17 protein-coding genes and 1 pseudogene are annotated in these 18,842 nt (G+C 54.9%); 9 read left to right on the top strand and 9 right to left on the bottom strand.

The features are described from left to right. Positions 1-88 precede the first annotated feature (88 nt). Both A11S_RS06720 and A11S_RS06715 read right to left on the bottom strand, forming a co-directional pair. Positions 89-1,051 carry an AAA family ATPase gene (locus tag A11S_RS06720; protein WP_041803056.1) on the bottom strand — a complete coding sequence of 321 codons (963 nt, stop codon included), beginning with the start codon at positions 1,049-1,051 and terminating at the stop codon, positions 89-91. A 109-nt stretch (positions 1,052-1,160) separates the two neighbouring features. Continuing rightward, on the bottom strand, positions 1,161-1,715 hold the full coding sequence (locus A11S_RS06715; RefSeq protein WP_015467748.1) for a J domain-containing protein: 555 nt from the start codon (positions 1,713-1,715) through the stop codon (positions 1,161-1,163). Between A11S_RS06715 and A11S_RS12195 the strand changes: the two genes are divergently transcribed. The 5 genes and pseudogenes from A11S_RS12195 (at position 1,695) to A11S_RS06695 (ending at position 6,113) form a co-directional block, all read left to right on the top strand. Continuing rightward, positions 1,695-2,159: a BolA family protein gene (locus tag A11S_RS12195; protein ID WP_321162776.1), complete on the top strand. Its 465-nt coding sequence runs from the start codon at positions 1,695-1,697 to the stop codon at positions 2,157-2,159. The two genes, A11S_RS06715 and A11S_RS12195, sit on opposite strands and share 21 nt — an antisense overlap. 105 nt (positions 2,160-2,264) lie before the next feature. Next, positions 2,265-2,759, top strand: a complete 495-nt coding sequence (locus A11S_RS06705; RefSeq protein ID WP_051054889.1) for a ribbon-helix-helix domain-containing protein — start codon at positions 2,265-2,267, stop codon at positions 2,757-2,759. A gap of 433 nt (positions 2,760-3,192) precedes the next feature. Then, positions 3,193-3,861: pseudogene (locus A11S_RS12070) on the top strand (RCC1 domain-containing protein); the annotation flags it as partial. A 66-nt stretch (positions 3,862-3,927) separates the two neighbouring features. Then, entirely contained in the window at positions 3,928-4,551 is a 624-nt protein-coding gene (locus A11S_RS12065) for an RCC1 domain-containing protein (protein WP_235068404.1), read from the top strand. 26 nt (positions 4,552-4,577) lie between these two features. Further along, positions 4,578-6,113 carry an RCC1 domain-containing protein gene (locus A11S_RS06695; protein ID WP_235067428.1) on the top strand — a complete coding sequence of 512 codons (1,536 nt, stop codon included), beginning with the start codon at positions 4,578-4,580 and terminating at the stop codon, positions 6,111-6,113. A gap of 74 nt (positions 6,114-6,187) precedes the next feature. Here the strand turns inward: A11S_RS06695 and A11S_RS06690 are convergent, their stop codons facing one another. The 5 genes from A11S_RS06690 to A11S_RS12155 form a co-directional block, all read right to left on the bottom strand. Continuing rightward, complete coding sequence (locus A11S_RS06690) at positions 6,188-6,640, bottom strand: hypothetical protein (RefSeq protein WP_015467742.1); 453 nt, start codon at positions 6,638-6,640, stop codon at positions 6,188-6,190. Next, entirely contained in the window at positions 6,640-7,584 is a 945-nt protein-coding gene (locus tag A11S_RS06685; RefSeq protein WP_015467741.1) for an acetyl-CoA carboxylase carboxyltransferase subunit alpha, read from the bottom strand. Before A11S_RS06685 ends, A11S_RS06690 begins: the two co-directional genes overlap by 1 nt. A gap of 136 nt (positions 7,585-7,720) precedes the next feature. Continuing rightward, on the bottom strand, positions 7,721-8,713 hold the full coding sequence (xerD, locus tag A11S_RS06680) for a site-specific tyrosine recombinase XerD (RefSeq protein ID WP_081604767.1): 993 nt from the start codon (positions 8,711-8,713) through the stop codon (positions 7,721-7,723). A gap of 13 nt (positions 8,714-8,726) precedes the next feature. Beyond that, complete coding sequence (locus A11S_RS06675; protein ID WP_015467739.1) at positions 8,727-10,547, bottom strand: hypothetical protein; 1,821 nt, start codon at positions 10,545-10,547, stop codon at positions 8,727-8,729. Positions 10,548-10,571: 24 nt separating this feature from the next. Continuing rightward, positions 10,572-10,703: a hypothetical protein gene (locus A11S_RS12155; protein ID WP_015467738.1), complete on the bottom strand. Its 132-nt coding sequence runs from the start codon at positions 10,701-10,703 to the stop codon at positions 10,572-10,574. 222 nt (positions 10,704-10,925) lie between these two features. Here A11S_RS12155 and A11S_RS06670 point away from each other — a divergent pair, with 222 nt between their 5' ends. Genes A11S_RS06670 through A11S_RS06660 form a run of 3 tightly spaced genes read left to right on the top strand, consistent with a single transcriptional unit; the run spans position 10,926 to position 13,802 of the window. Next, the gene (locus tag A11S_RS06670) at positions 10,926-11,420 is read left to right on the top strand and encodes a shikimate kinase (protein ID WP_015467737.1); all 495 of its coding nucleotides are present in this window, start codon (positions 10,926-10,928) and stop codon (positions 11,418-11,420) included. Further along, the gene (gene aroB / locus A11S_RS06665; protein WP_015467736.1) at positions 11,417-12,517 is read left to right on the top strand and encodes a 3-dehydroquinate synthase; all 1,101 of its coding nucleotides are present in this window, start codon (positions 11,417-11,419) and stop codon (positions 12,515-12,517) included. Before A11S_RS06670 ends, aroB begins: the two co-directional genes overlap by 4 nt. 10 nt (positions 12,518-12,527) lie before the next feature. After that, positions 12,528-13,802: an HlyC/CorC family transporter gene (locus tag A11S_RS06660; protein WP_015467735.1), complete on the top strand. Its 1,275-nt coding sequence runs from the start codon at positions 12,528-12,530 to the stop codon at positions 13,800-13,802. 2 nt (positions 13,803-13,804) lie between these two features. Here the strand turns inward: A11S_RS06660 and A11S_RS06655 are convergent, their stop codons facing one another. Together A11S_RS06655 and secA are read right to left on the bottom strand one after the other, a co-directional pair. Beyond that, the gene (locus tag A11S_RS06655; RefSeq protein WP_041802545.1) at positions 13,805-14,614 is read right to left on the bottom strand and encodes an FkbM family methyltransferase; all 810 of its coding nucleotides are present in this window, start codon (positions 14,612-14,614) and stop codon (positions 13,805-13,807) included. A gap of 9 nt (positions 14,615-14,623) precedes the next feature. Next, positions 14,624-17,359, bottom strand: a complete 2,736-nt coding sequence (gene secA, locus A11S_RS06650) for a preprotein translocase subunit SecA (RefSeq protein ID WP_015467733.1) — start codon at positions 17,357-17,359, stop codon at positions 14,624-14,626. Positions 17,360-17,668: 309 nt separating this feature from the next. On the opposite strand from secA, the gene A11S_RS06645 reads away from it, so the two are divergent. Next, on the top strand, positions 17,669-18,772 hold the full coding sequence (locus A11S_RS06645; protein ID WP_015467732.1) for a peptidylprolyl isomerase: 1,104 nt from the start codon (positions 17,669-17,671) through the stop codon (positions 18,770-18,772). Positions 18,773-18,842: the final 70 nt, after the last annotated feature.

Here is an 18,842-nt window from a genome sequence, read left to right as displayed (position 1 = left end):
ATCGTTACTTTTAAGGTGAGATCCCTCGTCGCTACGCTCTGTCGGGATGACAATATCTGGTGTGTCATCCCAGACGGAGTGAGGGATATTATCTTTGAATGATGTCAACGCCAAAACACCGTTGGTAATATTCCGCTACCGTTCCACGTTCGGTTTCATCGCATTTGTTCAGGAATGACAGGCGGAAGGCCAGCTCGCGGTCCTTGAAAATTTTGTTGTTTTCGGCCCAGCTTAAAACCGTGCGCGGGGACATCAGGGTGGACAGATCGCCGTTGATGAATCCTTGCCGCGTCATATCGGCCAGACGAACCATGGAGCCAACTTCGTCCTTGTCGAGTCCAGGCATTTTGGCGAGGACGATTTTGACCTCATCATCATGCGGCAGGTAGTTCAGTGTGACGATGACGTTCCAACGGTCCATCTGGCCCTGGTTGATCTGTTGTGTGCCGTGATACAGCCCCGTGGTGTCACCCAGCCCAATCGTATTGGCCGTGGAAAACAGGCGGAAGGCCGGGTGCGGGCGGATCACCGTATTCTGGTCGAGCAGGGTCAGCTTGCCCTCGGCTTCCAGCACGCGCTGGATCACGAACATTACGTCCGGGCGGCCCGCGTCATATTCGTCGAACACCAAGGCGACGGGGTTTTGCAATGCCCACGGCAAAATGCCTTGTTTAAATTCGGTGACCTGTTGCCCGTCTTTCAGGACGATCATGTCTTTGCCCAGCAAATCGAGGCGGCTGACGTGGGAATCCAGGTTGATGCGCACGCACGGCCAGTTCAGGCGCGCGGCGACCTGTTCAATATGGGTGGATTTCCCGGTGCCGTGATAGCCCTGAATCATCACGCGGCGGTTATGTGCAAACCCGGCCAGAATGGCCAGCGTGGTGTCATGGTCGAATTGATAGGTTTCATCGCGCGCGGGCACGTTCGGGTGCTCGACGGAAAAACCCGGCACCTGCCAGTCAATATCCAGCCCGAATGTTTCGCGCACATCGAACCATGCATCGGGAATAGTGGTGTAATGCGGGTGGTTGGCCGTCAGGCTCTCCATCTCGTACGCGCCGCCCGTGGATGCAGACGCGGAGGTTCCAGTCTTGGTTTTTTTGGTTGTCATGGTGTGTGCGCTTTGGAGGGGGTGGGGAGAGAACTGAAGATTTTTATTACGCGCGGCCTGTCATCATTTTCTCGTAGCTTTCAAAAGCCGCCTTTAAAATTGTATAGGCCATGTTGATGCTTTTGAGAAGCTCCTCGGCCTTCGGGTCGTCACGGTTGACGTCCGGGTGGTATTTTTTAACCAGCTCTTTGTACTTCGCCTTGATCCCGGCCAGATCGACGGGTGGTTCCAATCCCATAATCGCCATGGCTTCGATTTCCGGGGCCGGGCGGATATCGTCCATCGACCGGAAATGTTCCTGGCGGGCTTTTTGCTGGTTTTCATGGTCGTGCGGGCGTTTGTGGAAGAAGCGGGCCTCGTGCGCCTTTTTCAGCAATTCATCTTCCATCGCGGCGGCTGCGGCGGGGTCATATCGCTTGGTCGGGCGGTCCCACAACATGGCCTGCATGATATGGGCTTCGATATCCGACTGGGTCATGCCGGAGAAGAAGTCCCATGCCTTGTTATATTCCTGCACATGGTCGAAGCAGAAATGGTAATAATCATTCAAACCACGGTTTTTGGGGGCTTTGTGCTCGCCATGGCGGTCACATCCCGGCATGTCACAACTCTGGCTTCGGGGCTTTGGGGCGTCCGAATCGGCAAATTCCGGGGAGTTGGGTTTCAAATGTATACGCGGCATTCCATTATTATGTTGCGGGCCGCGGCTTTTTACAAGATTTTGACATATCAAAAGGGACGAAAATCCATGGGAATGACTGAAATTATTGAAGAAAAACTGCGATCCGCCCTGAACCCGGAGGTTTTGGAGGTGGTCAACGAATCTGCCCTCCATGCGGGCCATGCCGGGCATGATGGGGCGGGGGAGAGCCATTTTCGGGTTTTGGTTGTATCCGATGCATTCAGGGGTATGACGCGTGTGGACCGTCAAAGACGGGTCTATGACCTGCTGCAGGTGGAGATTTCACAACAAATTCATGCTCTTGCCATGGAATTGCGTACATTAGAAGAATATAGTGTGGCAAATTGCAAAAACAATTCATAGTTGCATTTTAATTTTTACCCCTTAAAATTGGTTTCGTCCGTACGTTAGTGCGGGTTGTAACGTGCATTTTAAAAAGTGTGATCTGTCGATCCAGGGGGACATTTTATGACTAGTAACATTTCTACGGGGGCCGTTTCTTTTTCCGATTCAAAACTAATGGATGCCATGGATGGGCTGGATGAGGCCCGTGATGGGGGGCGCAGCACGCTGGTCAGCCGCAACATCACCGTTCTGGGCCGCCGCACATCCGTGCGTCTGGAACCGGAAATGTGGGGCGCATTGCGCGATATCGCGAAACGCGAACGGTGCCGCATTCATGATGTATGTTCATTGATCCAATTGCGCAAAAACCCGAACACATCGTTGACGGCTGCGATCCGCGTTTTCCTGATGCTGTATTACCGTGCCGCCACGACGGAGCAGGGGCATGTGCGCGCCGGCCACGGCGATTTCAACACCATGATGACCCGGGCCCAGGCCACGCCGGATGCGTTGCATATGCGCAAACGCGGACGCAATGGCATGAATGGCGGTGCGACGCACATGTCATCCATCAAACCGGCACAAACACCATCTTTCCATTCCATGCAGGGCCTGTAAGTCGTTTTTTAAGCAGGCATTTATAAAAAACAAAGCCTTATTCCACACATAGAGCAAACCGGGGTTGTCATCACCAACCCCGGTTTTTCTATGCTTTGGGCTATAAGGTTGTGGTGCGGATGACTTGATTTTGCGGTTTTTTAACCTAGTTCAGTCAGATATTGGTTAAACAGGGACCGCCCTTTAACTTTGGTCCCGCTATTACTTCAAACGGTCGCGAAAAACCGGGGTCTGCGTGCGTTTATTTATTCTGTGTTTTTTATTTCTGCTCTTCCTTGCTCCTTCGGTCCCGGCCTACGCGGCCTGCGCCAGCCCTGCGGGCGTGGCTGGCGATCTCATCTGGAATGAAACCGCAAAACGTCCAGCATATTGCGATGGGACGAATTGGCGGAATTTTTTGAAAAAGAATTCTTCGCGCATAACCACCGAGCTTATGAGCGGTGGAGCCTTTCACACATGTGGTTTGAAGCCGAATGGAGAAGCTTATTGCTGGGGTGCGAATGCGCAGGGCGCAACAGGTCAAGGCACAACTTCGGGGAACCAGACGACGCCAACGCGCGTGGGCACGGAAACTGGTTGGTCCGTTATTTCTGGCGGTGGGTGGATTGATGATATTTTTATGAACAATCCAATTTCCTATAGCTGTGGCATTCGCTCAGGCGCGCTGTATTGCTGGGGGCGAAATTACTTGGGACAAACAGGGTTGGGCACTACGTCGGGGAGCCAATTAACGCCCGCCCAAGTGGGTAGCTTTACCGATTGGGAAACTGTTTCTGCTGGGTATTACGTTGCGTGCGGAATACGCTCAGGTGCTTTGTATTGCTGGGGGCAAAATGGCACGGGAGCAACGGGACTGGGGACATCATCAGGGAGCCAATTAACGCCCGCCCAAGTGGGTAGTTTTACCGATTGGACAAGCGTGTCTGTTGTCACAGGTGGGGTGATAGGTCCGTATGCATGTGGTATTCGTGCCGGATCTCTGTATTGCTGGGGAAATAATATGTCTGGCAGGACAGGGTTGGGAACATCTTCAGGTACTCAACTTACACCGGCCCAGGTCGGTAGTTTTACCGACTGGGAAATGGTGACGGCCGGCGGTGCGGCTGCGTGCGCTATACGTTCGGGCGCTTTATATTGCTGGGGTGAGAATACGCAAGGTGCGACGGGGTTGGGAACAACTTCGGGTGTTCAGTTAACCCCTGCACAGGTTGGGTCATATACGGATTGGAGCATTGTATCCGGTGCTGGCTCCGCTACCTGCGGCATTCGTGGTGGAGCTCTGTATTGCTGGGGGGCGGGTGGATACACAGGTCTTGGGACAACAACAGGAACACAAACAACGCCTGCGCAAGTCGGCGTGGAGACGGACTGGTCTTTTGTCGGAAGCGGAGATTTTTCACATTGCGGCATTCGAGGGAGCGCTTTGTATTGCTGGGGTAGCAATGGAAGTGGTGCAACGGGGCTGGGAACTACATCGGGGATACAGACAACGCCGGGATTGGTTGATGCAAATTGGGGATCCTTTGGCTCCTTCGGTGGTAGCGGTGGCGGTTCCGGCGCGTGTACTGCGCCGGACGGTGTTTCCGGGCAGATTATTTACAATTCAACCCATCACGTTCTGCAATATTGCGATGGCGTCGCCTGGCATGGAGCGGGGCCGATTTTGGATTCAACCGGGCCCGGTTGCACCGGTCCAACGGGCGTTGAAGGCGAGATCATTTTCAATTCGACGTATAGCACATTGCAATATTGCAATGGCACCGCGTGGCGTGGTGTCGCGATGATTAATTGAGTTTTGTGTAAACCAAGACAGTGTATATGATGCGTATCATTCAGCTTTTAACGGTTTTGCTGTTTTTGTTCTGGCCATTGGCTCCGGCCTATGCCGATTGCGCCAGCCCTGCGGGCGTGGCGGGTGATGTCATTTGGAATGAAACGGCGGAGCGGCCAGCGTATTGCGATGGGACGAACTGGCGGAATTTTTTGAAGGAAAATGCGGCGTCTTCCGGCGTTAATGCGATAACGGTGGGCGGGAACTCTGCCTGTGCGCGCAAGCCAGGCGGAGAATTATATTGCTGGGGCAGCAACGCTGATGGCTCGACCGGGTTGGGAACGACATCAGGCATACAATCAACGCCTGCTCAAGTGGGCATTGAAAGCGACTGGACACAAGTTTCATCGACCCGGGGATTGTTAGAATTTTCCACATGTGGGTTGCGTGACAAAGTTCTGTATTGTTGGGGGTCGCGTGCGCGTAATATTCCCAGCCCAAGCTCAACATCAGGGGTTCAGACAACACCCATTCAGGTTGGAAGTTTTACAGACTGGGACCTTGTACATTCCGGGACGTATCATGCATGTGCTATTCGTGGCGGAGCTCTTTATTGCTGGGGCTATAATGGATACGGGCAAATCGGTGTTGGCTATGTTTCTGCGGGGAATATAACAACTCCGACACAGATCGGAACGGCAACAGACTGGACCGATGTTGCAGGTGGCACGGCCCATACATGTGGCTTGCGCGGCACAGGAGAGCTTTATTGCTGGGGAAGTAATGGTGGCGCGGCTACGGGGCGCGGATTGACATCGGGCGAAACGCTGGTGCCCACAAAAGTGGGAACAGATACAGATTGGGAAAAAATTACGGCAGGAAATCAGTTTAGTTGCGGAATCCGTGCGGGCGAACTTTATTGTTGGGGAAGCAATGGAAACGGCATGACGGGGCGGGGAACAACATCGGGGAACACCACAACCCCAACAAAAATAGGAACAGAAACGAATTGGGATTTTGTTGCAACAGGGATATTGGCCTCTTGTGGTTTACGGGATGGAGCGCTGTATTGTTGGGGTGCGAATAACAGCGGTGTTACAGGGCAGGGACTAATATCTGGCAGTACGAATGTTCCCACCCAAGTCGGCACAAACACAGATTGGAACACTGTCGCACTTGCCATCAGTAATGCCTGCGGGTTGCGTGGATCTGATCTTTATTGTTGGGGTACCAATACAAATGGTGCGACTGGGATTGGAACAACATCAGGGAATCAATTGACGCCTGCGCTGGTCGAGGCGTCTTGGGGATCTTTTGGCTCCGGCGGCGGTGGCTCCGGTGGTTCCGGCCCGTGCACGGCGCCGGACGGTGTGGTTGGGGATATTGTTTACAACGCAACCCATCATGTTCTGCAATATTGCGATGGGGCCGTGTGGCATGCGGTGGGGCCGACATTGGGGGCGACCGGGGCCGGGTGTGCAAACCCGGCGGGGGTTGAAGGGGATATCATTTTCAACACCACGCACAACAAAGTGCAATATTGCAATGGGACCGGGTGGCACCATGTGGCCCCGGCGTTCTAGGCAGAGCGTTTAAAACATGTGGCGCTGGCGTTAAAAAACCGGATCGTTTGATCCGGTTTTTGTTTATGTGCTTTTTATCGGGCCAGTGTCTCGGCGCTGAATTTCTGGTAGCGGAAACGAATGGGGGCGTTCTTCGGTCCGGGGAGTTTTTCAACCCGTTCCATGTGGTCGCCGGCATAGACGATGGATGTTACACCGTTAAAATCATTCGGTTCGTTCACGGGCTGGAGCAGTTCCAGCCAGTACAGCGTCAAATCGCCATGCACGAAGGGTTGTTTCAATCGGCACCACGTGATGTCACGCCCATTATACGGGCGAACGGAGACCGAACCCCATTCCTGGGCCTGCGCGGCGCAAGCGGCGTAGGTTTCCTCATCCGTAAATTCAACGCACAGATGGCTGATACCCGGCACGGCTTTGGCCGGGAAGCGGTTTTTAAACGCATCCAGCCCCATCGTTCCGTATTGTTCGAACGTGTCCTGAACGGTCTTTTTGATATCGTCCGGTGTCATTACGCCGAATGTCATTATGCCCGGCCCATCGCCAGATATTTGGCGCGGCGGGATTTGATCAGCTTGTCACCATCCCACGGGGTCATGGTGTTCAGGGCTTTGTCGATCTGGCTGGCGACGCTTTCAATCGTTTCGTCCTTGTGACGGTGTGCGCCGCCCACAGGTTCGCCGATAATGCCATCGATCAGTTTCAGGCCCAGCATGTCTTCCGACGTCAGTTTCAGGGCGGTTGCGGCGTCCTGTGCGTGTTCGGCACTGCGCCACAGGATGGACGCGCATCCTTCCGGTGAAATCACGGAATAGATGGAATGTTCCAGCATGTAGACTTTGTCTGCCGTTGCGATGGCAATCGCGCCACCTGAACCACCTTCGCCAATCACAACCGATACGATCGGGGTGCGTACGCGCAGGCAGGTCTCAATGGATTTTGCGATGGCTTCGGCCTGGCCGCGTTCTTCCGCGCCCACGCCCGGATACGCGCCAGCGGTATCAACCAGCGTGATGATCGGCAATTGGAATTGATCGGCCATTTCCATCAGGCGTTGGGCCTTGCGGTAGCCTTCGGGGCGGGCCATGCCGAAATTGTGGCGAATGCGGGCTTCGGTCGTGTTGCCTTTTTCCTGGCCCATCACAACAACGGAGCGGCCACGGAAGCGACCCAGGCCACCGATCAGCGCCTGATCTTCGGCAAAGCGACGGTCACCGGCCAGCGGCGTGAAATCGTCGATCATGGAGTCGACGTAATCCAGGAAGTGCGGGCGGTCCTGATGACGGGCGACCTGCACCTTTTGCACGGGGGTCAGCTTGCCATAGGTTTGTTGCAGCAAACGCGCGGACTTGTCCTGCATGCGTTTGATTTCTTCGGCGACATTGACGGATGTGCTGCTGCTGGTGTTGCGCAGTTCCGCAATCTTTGCCTCCAGTTCCAGAACCGGTTTTTCGAAATCAAGTCTGCTCATAGGTCTTCCTTACATACAGGTTAGAAGGTCCATTGTGATAGCAGAACAGGCTGACAAATTCAATTGTCAGCCTGTTCTATATTCTTGCTTAACCTATTGATGCCAAAGGAGAGTATAAAACTCTAACCCGGGTCAATTAGGCGCCGACGACCTTTTGGCCCAGCGGGTGCTTTTCTTCGACCGTTTTCTTGGCCTTTTCACCCACAATGTGCGTGTAGATCTGGGTCGTGGCAATGTCGGCGTGGCCCAGCATTTTCTGTACCGCGCGCAGGTCGGCACCGTTGTTCAACAAGTGCGTCGCGAAAGCGTGGCGCAGGATGTGCGGGCTGACGCGGTCTGCATCGATACCGGCTGTATCAGCCAGATCTTTCAACAGTTGCGCGAAGCGCTGACGGGTCAGGTGACCGCTTTCCGACGTACGGGACGGGAACAGCCACTGGCCCTGGGTGCCTTTGTCGTCGGAGGCAACGAATTGCTGACGGACATCCAGATATTTTTCCAGAGATTTTTGTGCCGGTTCGGACAGCGGAACCATACGTTCACGACCGCCTTTACCTTCAACCATCAGGAACTGACGGTCATCGTTGATGGACGACAGCGGCAGGCCAACCAGTTCAGAAACGCGCAGGCCGGTGGCATACAGCATTTCCAGCAGGCAAACCAGGCGCAGGCTGTCCGCACCGCCGCCAATGGCAGCCGCTTTGATCAGGTTGCTGACTTCGGACTCGGACAGAGTCTTCGGCAGCGTACGGCCTTGTTTCGGGCTTTCGATCGCGGAGGTCGGGTCATCCTTGCGGATGTTTTCCGATACCAGATAGCGGTAGAACTGGCGCAGGGCGGACAGGCGACGGGCAACCGTACGGGTTGCGATCTGAGCCGTGTTCTGGCCCTTCACGTGCATCTTGTCACCGAGGTCTCTCAAATAGGATTTGATTTCGTCGTTGCTGGCATCGACGATCTCTTTGCTGGCTTTGTCGCGCAGATACAGGCTGAAGTCAGCCAGATCGCGCCAGTAGGCCTGGCGTGTGTTCATTGCGGCCCCGCGCTCAGTCGTGAGCATGTCGAGGAACGAGTCCACGAGCGGGTGAAGTTTCGGTTTCGGCATTGCCGGACGACCAGGACGAGCCATTTTAATATATCTCCTATTTTAATTCGTCTAAGCCCAGAATGACTGCAAGAGCCAGATCATGTGCTTCTTTTTTGAACCCCACTGTTACTAAACTTCTGAGAACCTCGCGGATAACGCCGGGGTGGACCTTGTCCGGGGCCCGGGCCATATCGTTCAGGATCACAGAGGCTAGCAGTACTGTCTCACCAAGCCGCTGATCTTCGGCGGCTCTGCCGAGCTGTTCTAACAAGCCACCTAACGGCATTACATAATCGTTAGGGGCTGTCAAGTCAAACAATTTTTCATAAGCATCGGAGTTGTCCGTGTTATGTAATACATTTTCCAGCCCAAGTCCACTAAAAACAGCAAGGATTTCCTTGTCTTTTTGGCTTTCCGGGGTGGCGAAATGGGCCTTGGCGGCGTCACTATTAAAAATATCCAAAAGGCGTGAATTATTTCCCAAAACGGCAATTCCGGCCCCCAATTCATATGATTCGGTGGAGGGTGATTCGGACACTGATTCGCGGGCATTCCAGGCCTTAACCCAGCGTTCCGGCGGGGTTACTCCGGCCAACATCATGACTCGCAGGCCGTTATCCAGCGCCCGGCCAGAGAAGCCCTCCGGGCTGGCCTTGCTTAACGCCTCGGCAAACGGATAGTAGGCGGCCATGGGTGTGCGGGTGTCAAAATTCATCAGGCCAGGCAGGCTTGAATCCAGCGTGGCTTTGGATGCGTCTTTTAATGACCGCCACGATTGGGCGACATCGCCCAGCGATCCGCTGTCGACGGCTGTGTCCTCGTACAATGCGATCAGGCGGTCCGTGTGGACCAACCCGCGGTGCAGGGTCTCAACCATCAGCGGTGCGCGCAGGCGGGCCGGCATTGTCGGGTCTTCGACCATAATCATCAAAACGGAACCATCCACCGCACCCACATCGCGCAGTTTCAGGCGGTTGAAATCATAACGGCGCAGGCCTGCCAGAACGGAACGCTCAAGGCCATTCAGTGCGGCGAAATCTTCAACGTCGCTGATGCCCAGTTTGAAATCTTTGCGGGAGAGCAATTGATTGAGAATTTTGCTCTCACCCAATGCGGCTTCATCAATTTTGAAATCATCGGCCTTTGGGTTGATCATGCGGGCCTGAATGGCGTCACAAATCGGGGCCATGGCGGTCCACCACGTCATGTCATCGGCGGACATGTCGTCGGGGTTGTCCATCATGCGTTTTTGGACGGCGCGAAATTCAAGGCAGGCCAAGCCCGTCTCGCCATTATACAGCATGGCGGTAATGCCCGCGCGGGCCAGTTTTTCGTGATAAGGCTCGCCCGCAATCTGTGTATATAAATCCATCGCCGATTTATACGCGCCAATATCCAGCAGCTTTTGCAGGCGCAACGTCATCAGGTCGTTGCCCTTTTCCGGGGCAACATCGGCGCGAATAAACGTGCTGTCGGCCTGTGTCAGTAACAGGCGTAACGTCATATCCTGCATCGTGGCCACGGTGTGGCCATTGGGCAGGTTGGGGATTTCCTTGACGATGGTGGATCGTGACGATCCCGCCCACATATCAACGCCCAGCGTGGGGCCCAGCGGGTCGCTGAGCGTGCCGTAACTTTCCAGCACCTTATAGCTGAACTTTGGCAACGACGTTGCCGGTGGCGTGAATTTGACGGTCTGGGCCTGATCCTGCTTTTTCGCGGTTTCGGTCTCTGGCTTTTCTGTTTTGACCGGCGCGGGGCGGTTGGTACCGCCCTGCGTTCCGGCCATGCGGTCATTCGCGAAAGCGGGCACCGCCATGACGGTCATTGCCGCAACGCCCAGCATGAAAATTTTCAATGTTCGCGAGATGATCATGATACGCCAGTCCCCGATACCGGATCAGTTATAAAAACGGTCGTTTGGAACGGTCTTGCTGATTTCCGTTTGCGGCACGTTGACATCCGTAAACGCAACAAACCCGAAACCGCCAATGATCATCAGCAACACGGCCAGTGAAATCCATTTCAGCATGGTCAAACTCCTTACCTGAGGGGATGAGCCCCGAATCGACATAATACGGGCAATGTAGCAAAGGGGGGCCTGAATTCAACAGGGTGGGGGCCATATTTTCATTTTATTCCTGCCATGGCATAAGAGTGGGATGGATACTATCCCACAGGACAGGACGGGGCCTGAGGCCCTGATCGCGGCGGTACAAAAAAAAATAACCGCCCCATCGTGCTGGTGGGGCCCATGGGGGCCGGAAAATCACGTCTGGGCCGCCGTCTGGGCCATGTTTTGGGCCTGCCATTCGTCGATTCTGATGACGAGGTCGAGCGGGCGGCGGGTATGCGCATTCCGGAAATATTTGAAACGTTGGGCGAGCCGGCCTTCCGCGATGGCGAGGCCCGGGTGATCCGTCGTTTGCTGGATCAAGGGGCGCAGGTGATTTCCACCGGGGGCGGTGCCATTATGCGAACCGAAACGGCGGATATGATCTGGGCCCGGTCGATATCCATCTGGGTCCGGGCCGATTTAACCATTCTGGCCGCGCGCACACGGAATGGCCGTCCACGCCCGTTATTGGCGGGCAGGGACCCGGAGCAGGTTCTACAGGACTTATCCCTGATCCGCGATCCCATCTATGCGCGCGCAATGATGCAGGTGGATACCGGGTCCGGCGATGATGATGCCATTATGATGCAGACCTTGCGCGGGTTGCAGACTGTTTTGGAGGATGTGCAATGAATAACCGTGTGGTTCATGTCCCGTTGGGGGATCGCGCCTACGATATTCATGTCGGGCAGGGCGCGCTGAACAGCATCATGGATTCATTGCCCCCTGCCATCGGTGCGGCAAAACGATTTTTTATCATTACCGATGAAAATGCCGAAGCCTACGGGGTGCAGGTTGCGGGTTCTTGTGGCGGTGTCATCATGACTCTTCCGCCGGGGGAGGCAACAAAATCGATCGCATGGTTTGAACGGGTGCAGGATTGGTTGCTGGAAAACGGTGTCAATCGCGGGTCCGTATTGATTGCGGTCGGTGGTGGTGTTGTCGGCGATCTGGCCGGGTTCTGTGCGGCCACGATCATGCGCGGCATTCCCTTTGTTCAGGTGCCGACGACCTTGCTGGCGCAGGTTGACAGCTCTGTTGGTGGGAAAACCGGAATTAATATGCATGCGGGTAAAAATCTGGTTGGGGCGTTTCATCAACCTGCGGCGGTGTTTTGTGACACTAATGTTTTGGATACGTTACCGGCCCGTGAATTGCGCGCGGGGTATGCGGAAATTGTCAAATACGGCCTTCTGGGCGATGCGGAATTTTTTGCGTGGCTGGAACAAAACGGCGTACGGGTTTTAACCCGCGATCCCGAAGCGATTACCCATGCCGTTGAAACATCCTGCGCGCACAAGGCCGCGATTGTCGCCGAGGATGAGCATGAACGCGCGGGCGGCCGCCGGGCCTTGTTGAATTTTGGTCATACGTTCGCCCATGCGATTGAATCCGCCTGTGGGTATGATGGCCGGGTTTTGCATGGCGAGGCGGTGGCCGTGGGAATGATGCTGGCCACGGAATTATCGGCGCGCTTGTCGCTCTGTTCGCATGATACGGTGACGCGTACGCGCGCGCATTTACAGACCGTAGAATTGCCTGTGACCCTGCGTGATATGGATTTGCCTTTATCCTTGGATGAAAAAAGTTTGCTTGAGCGGATGCGCGGCGATAAAAAAGCCAATGATCAGGGGATTCAGTTTATACTGACGCACGGGATTGGGCAGGCCTTTGTCCGGGGTGGCGTTGACGATCACGATGTATTGTCTGTTTTAAATCAATCTTTGTAGGAAAAATACAATGTCTGTGGGTTTGTCCTGTTTCGCGATTTTTATCCTGTTGTGCCTGTCGGCGTTCTTTTCCGGTTCGGAAACGGCGCTGACTGCGGCATCCAAGGCGCGTATGGCGGCGTTGGCCAAGGAAGGCAATAAGCGCGCCATTATGGTGAATAATGTGCGCGATAAAAAAGACCGGATGATTGGAGCGCTGTTGCTGGGGAACAACCTGGTCAACATTATGGCCTCGGCGCTGGCGACCAGCGTTTTAATCGTTCTGTTCGGTGATGCCGGGGTTTTCTATGCCACCATTGCCATGACGCTGATCGTTTTGATCTGCTCTGAAGTGTTGCCGAAAACCTATGCGTTTTATCATGCCGACGGCATGGCCATGACGATTGCCCCAATCATCAACGTATTGATTAAAATTCTGGCACCGATTACCGAAGCGGTGGCGTGGATTGTGCGTGGATTATTGCGTCTGTTCGGCCATGATATCACGCAGGTGAATGTCGGGAATAATATCGAAGAACTACGCGGTGCAATTGAAATGCACAGTGGCGAAGACAAAGAGGTGCAGGAACAACGCGCCATGTTGCGGTCTATTCTCGATCTGGCTGATGTCGAGGTGGAAGAAATTATGATTCACCGCCGCAATGTGATGACGATTGACCTGGACCAGCCATCCGCCGCCATTGTCCAGCAGGTATTGGAAAGCCCCTATACCCGTATTCCTGTCTGGCGGGACAGTGCGGATAATATTGTCGGTGTGATCCATGCCAAGGCTTTGTTGCGTGAAATGCAAAGCGAAGGCGGTAATATTGACCGCATTGATGTCGAGCGGCTGGCCGCCGATCCGTGGTTTATCCCAAACAGTACGACCCTGTTTGATCAGTTGCAGGAGTTCCGCAAACGCCGGGAGCATTTTGCATTGGTTGTCGACGAATATGGGTCGTTGATGGGGATTATCACGCTGGAAGACATTCTGGAAGAAATCGTGGGCGATATTGATGATGAACATGACATCAGTGTTGCCGGTGTGCGTAAACAACCCAATGGCACGCTGCTGATTGATGGGACGGTGACAATTCGTGACCTGAACCGGGAATTTGACTGGAATTTGCCAGACGAAGATTATTCAACGCTGGCGGGGCTTGTCCTGCACGAGGCGCAGAAAATTCCTGAAATCGGCCAGGTGTTCAATTTTTACGGATTCCGCTTTGATATCGTTCGCCGACACCGGAACCAGATCACGCTGGTGCGTGTGACGCCGCCGAAGAAAAAGGGTGAGGTCGCGTAATATTATCGCGATAAAAACATATTGCCGCGTGTTGTTTTCACTGTGCGATACCCGGCATCCGTCATTACGCCAAACAAATCACCGACCCACCGGTCCTGGCATGTGTGTTCGATAATGATATGTTTCGGGAACAGGCTTTGCGGTGCCGTTTTGAAAAACGGGATCAGGGCGCGGTCTTCAAATCCCTCGACATCCACCTTCATCACGTCAATTTTTTCAATTCCATTGCGGCGGAGAAGCGTTTCAAAGGGTTCAATCTGAACCGTAATGGAATGGGCGGATTTTTCGTTCGTGACATGCGCGCCGCCATAACCGGTGGACAGATCCAGCTCCATCACAGCGCTGACATCGCCAACGGCGCATTGCTCGAGGCTGAGTTTGGACATGCCTGTCTTGCTCTGGGCTTTTAGAATGTCGTAGTTGGCACGGATGCGGGCGCACATTTTCGGGTTGGGTTCGATGGCCAGCGCATGGCCCGTTCCCTCGGTCCGGGCCAGGAAATTCTGGGTAAAGAACCCGGAATTGGCCCCCATATCAACGAACACGGCCCCCGTATCCGGCAGCCCGGCATTCAGGAAGTTCAGTTCATCGAGATTGTAATACCCGAACAGGGCCTTGGCTTCGGTCGTGTTGTCCAGATTCAGGATGAAGGGCACGCCGCGAAAGTCCGTGATAATCGGATGGTCCACACGGCTCTTTATGAAGTTGAGGATCGCGCGGCGAAACCCGCCACGGGACAAAGGCGTACGCCGCGCCACCGCAATCACCATACGGTAAGTGAGGTCGAGGGGGCGCGGTACCTGTTGCAGCATGGTCAGTTTTTAGAGTTGACCGTGGCAATGCTTGAATTTCTTGCCGGACCCACAGGGGCAGGGCGCGTTGCGTTGGGTCTGGCCCCACGTGGACGGGTCCTGTGCATTAAACGTGGCATTGCGGATCGGTCTTTGTTGGGCTTGGTCCGCACTGTCATCCGGTACCGATGTCTCGGCGGAGGCCGGATCAACCCGTGTTTCGTGCAATTTGGACGGGTCCGGTTCCTGCGGGCCGCGGGCCATTTGTTGCAGGTCGTCCGGTGAACGGATTTCCAGCAGGCTGAGCGTCGCGGTGACGTTCTCACGCAATTGCACCAGCATCATTTCAAACATCGTGAACGCTTCGGTTTTGTATTCGTTCAGCGGGTCACGCTGGCCGAAGGCGCGCAGATTGATGCCCTGACGCAAATGGTCGAGGTTGAGCAGGTGCTCCTTCCAATTCTGGTCCAGCAGTTGGAGCAGGAAGGCTTTCTCCATCTGGCGCCAGACTTTCGGTCCGGCATTGGCGGCCTTGGCGGCCATTTTCTTGTCCGACGCGTCGATCAGGCGGTCGATGATTTCATTGTCGGCAATGCCTTCTTCCTTCGCCCAATCCGCAATCGGCAGGTCGAGGGAGAGAACGCGCAGGACTTCGGCTTTCAAGGTCGCCGTGTCCCATTGCTCGGCATAGGATTGCGCCGGGATCTGGCGCATAACCATATCTTCGATCACTTCATGGCGCATACCGGCGACAATGTCTTCGACATCATCGGCATCCATGATTTCGCGGCGTTGTTCGTAAATCACTTTCCGCTGGTCATTCATGACGTTGTCGAATTTCAGCAGGTTTTTACGAATTTCGAAGTTCTGCTGTTCCACGCGGGCCTGGGCGCGTTCCAGCGCCTTGGAAATCCACGGGTGAACCAGCGCTTCGCCTTCGCGCAGGCCGATTTGCTTGTTCCCCAGCAGCATTTCCATTTTTTCGGAGCCGAAAATGCGCATCAGGTCATCTTCCAGCGACAGGAAGAACATGGTGGCACCGGGGTCGCCCTGACGGCCCGAACGGCCGCGCAGCTGGTTATCAATCCGGCGGGATTCGTGACGTTCCGTGCCGATCACATACAAACCACCTGCGGCTCGCACGATCTCGCGGTCGCGTTCAATTTCGGCGGTGAGGGTGGCAATGCGGGCCTGTTTCTGATCATCTGGCAATGTATCGTCAATTTCGGCGGCGATGCGCATTTGCAGGTTACCGCCCAGCTGAATGTCGGTTCCTCGACCGGCCATGTTGGTGGCAATCGTCACCGCGCCGGGGCGACCGGCTTGGGAAATGATATACGCTTCCTGTTCGTGGTGGCGGGCGTTCAGCACGTTGTGCGGGATGCCGGCTTTCTTCAGTTTTTCGGACAGCTGTTCCGATTTTTCAATCGACACGGTGCCGACCAGAACCGGTTGGTTGCGCTCGCGGCATTCCTGAACCAGCTTCACAACGGCATCTTCTTTTTCCCGCAGGGATTTATAGATTTTATCGTTGTGGTCGATACGGGCCACCGGATTGTTGGTGGGAATATCCACGACGCCCAGTTTGTAAATCTCTTCAAATTCCGCCGCTTCGGTCATGGCCGTACCGGTCATGCCCGCCAGTTTGGGATACATGCGGAAATAGTTCTGGAACGTGATGGAGGCCAGCGTCTGGTTTTCGTTCTGGATCTTCACGCCTTCGCGTGCTTCCAGCGCCTGGTGCAGACCTTCGGAGAAGCGGCGGCCTTCCATCATGCGGCCCGTGAATTCGTCGATGATGATGACCTTGTCATCCTTCACGATGTAATCGCGGTCGCGGGCGAACAGTTTATGGGCGCGCAGGGCCTGGTTCACATGGTGGACCAGCGTGACGTTCCCGGCGTCGTACATTGTGCTGCCTTCTTCCAGCATGCCGGCCTGACGCAACAAATCTTCAACATGCTCGGTCCCCTGGTCGGTCAGGGCGACACTGCGCTGTTTTTCGTCCAGGTCGAAATCTTCGGCGACCAGTTTCGGAATGATTTTGTTGATCGCCGTATACATCTCCGATGAATCTTCGGCTGGGCCGGAGATGATCAACGGTGTCCGCGCTTCGTCCACCAGAATGGAGTCCACTTCGTCGACGATGGCGAAATGGAACGGGCGCTGGACCATCGCGTCCAGGCGGTATTTCATGTTGTCGCGCAGATAGTCAAAGCCGAATTCGTTGTTCGTGCCGTAGGTAATGTCGGCGGCGTAGGCGGCCTTGCGTTCCTGATCCTTCATGTCATGCACGATGCAGCCCACGGTCAGGCCGAGGAAGCGGTAAACCTGGCCCATCCATTCCGCGTCACGTTTGGCCAGATAATCGTTGACCGTAACAACATGCACGCCTTTGCCGGGCAGGGCGTTCAGATACGCGGCCAGCGTGGCCACCAATGTTTTCCCTTCACCCGTACGCATTTCGGCAATTTTACCGGAATGCAAAACCGCGCCACCCATCAACTGCACATCGAAGTGGCGTTGACCCAATGTACGTTTCGCGGCTTCGCGCACAACGGCGAAGGCGTCGTGCAAAAGATTGTCCAGCTTTTCACCGCTGGCCAATCGGTCGCGGAACAAAGCGGTTTGATTCCGCAATTCGGAATCGGACATGGCTTGGTACTTGGCTTCCAGCGCGTTGATCGGCTCAACATGGCGGGCGACGGAGCGGACCATACGGTCATTACTGGAACCAAAAATTTTCTGGGCGAGGGCGAGCAACATCGTATCCTTTGTGATGTATGGAAAATAAGAGGAAACCCCTCAATAACACGGGATTTTCGCCATTTTTACGACTGAAGATATAGAACTCCGCCCCGTCCACGTCAACGGAAAGGCTAGAGGGGCGGTGGATAACTTCACCTCGTTTCTAGCCCATAGGATGGGGACAACCCGGACATGGCGGCTTTATTCTGTGTTGAACCCCCTATAGAGTCCAGAATCACCACACCATATTTACGCCCTTTTTCATGGTCAGTCTGACCGGGTACATGGTTCATGTAATACGAAAAATGCTATCAAGGAGAGTCTTTTATGACTGCTGAAAACAAACAAGGCCAATCTAAAACCGTGATCGCACTGGCGGCTGTGGCTGTTCTGGCGATTGGTGCGGGCGGGTTTGTATTCCTGTCCGGCAAAGGTGTGAACGAAACCGATAAGCCGGCAGCGGCTGCCGCTGAAACCCCGGCTGATACCGCCGCGGCGACACCGGCTGATGGCGAAACGATCCAGACCCCAGCGGGCGAAATCATTCAAGGCAACCCGGTTGTTGCCAAAGTTGCGGGCGAAGATGTGACCCGCAGTGACGTGCTGGGCTTCATTGCCGCTCTGCCGGAAAACATGCGCGCCATGCCGCTGGACCAATTATTCCCGATGGCACAGGAACAAGTCATCAACAACAAGATCGTTGACCAGAAGGCCGCTGGCGCTTCGCTGGAGCAAGATCCCGAAGTTGTAAAAATGATGGAAATGGCCAAGGGGCAGATCGTCCGTAATATCTACGTCCAACGCCAACTGGATAAAGGCATCAGCGAAGCAAAGCTGAAAGCCGAATATGACTCGCTGGTCAAACAGATGGGCAAAGTGGAAGAAGTAAAAGCCCGCCACATCCTGGTCGACAGCGAAGACAAGGCGAAGGAACTGATCACCAAGCTGGATGGCGGTGCTGATTTCGAAACCCTGTCCCGCGAAAACTCCACGGGTCCGACGGCTGAAAACGGCGGCGATCTGGGTTATTTCACCAAGGGTGACATGATCCCGGAATTTTCCGATGCGGCCTTCGCTCTGAAAGTCGGCGAATACACCAAAGCACCGGTGAAAACCCAATTCGGCTGGCACGTGATCAAGCTGGAGGACAAACGCAACCGTCCGGCTCCGGCCTTTGAAGACGTAAAGCCGCAGGTCGAAGCCAAGCTGCGTCAGGAAGAGCTGGGCCGTATGGTTCAGGAATGGCAGAAAGAAGCGAAAATTGAACGCTTCGATATTAACGGCAAGCCGATTGTCGCCGATGCGCCGAAGGCAGATTCTGCCCCGGCACCGACGGACACCGCGCCTGCTGAAGCCGCACCTGCTGAGGCGGCCCCGGTTGAAGCGCCTGCTGAAACTCCGGCTGAAACTCCGGCTCCGGCAACACCGTAATCTCTGGTGTGATGGTTTAAACGATACAAAACCCCCTCACCAAAAAATGGTGAGGGGGTTTGTCTGAAAG

The sequence above is a fragment of the Micavibrio aeruginosavorus EPB genome (assembly GCF_000348745.1).
Taxonomy (GTDB): Bacteria; Pseudomonadota; Alphaproteobacteria; order Micavibrionales; family Micavibrionaceae; genus Micavibrio; species Micavibrio aeruginosavorus_A.
This window is presented reverse-complemented; position numbering and strand designations above follow the sequence as displayed.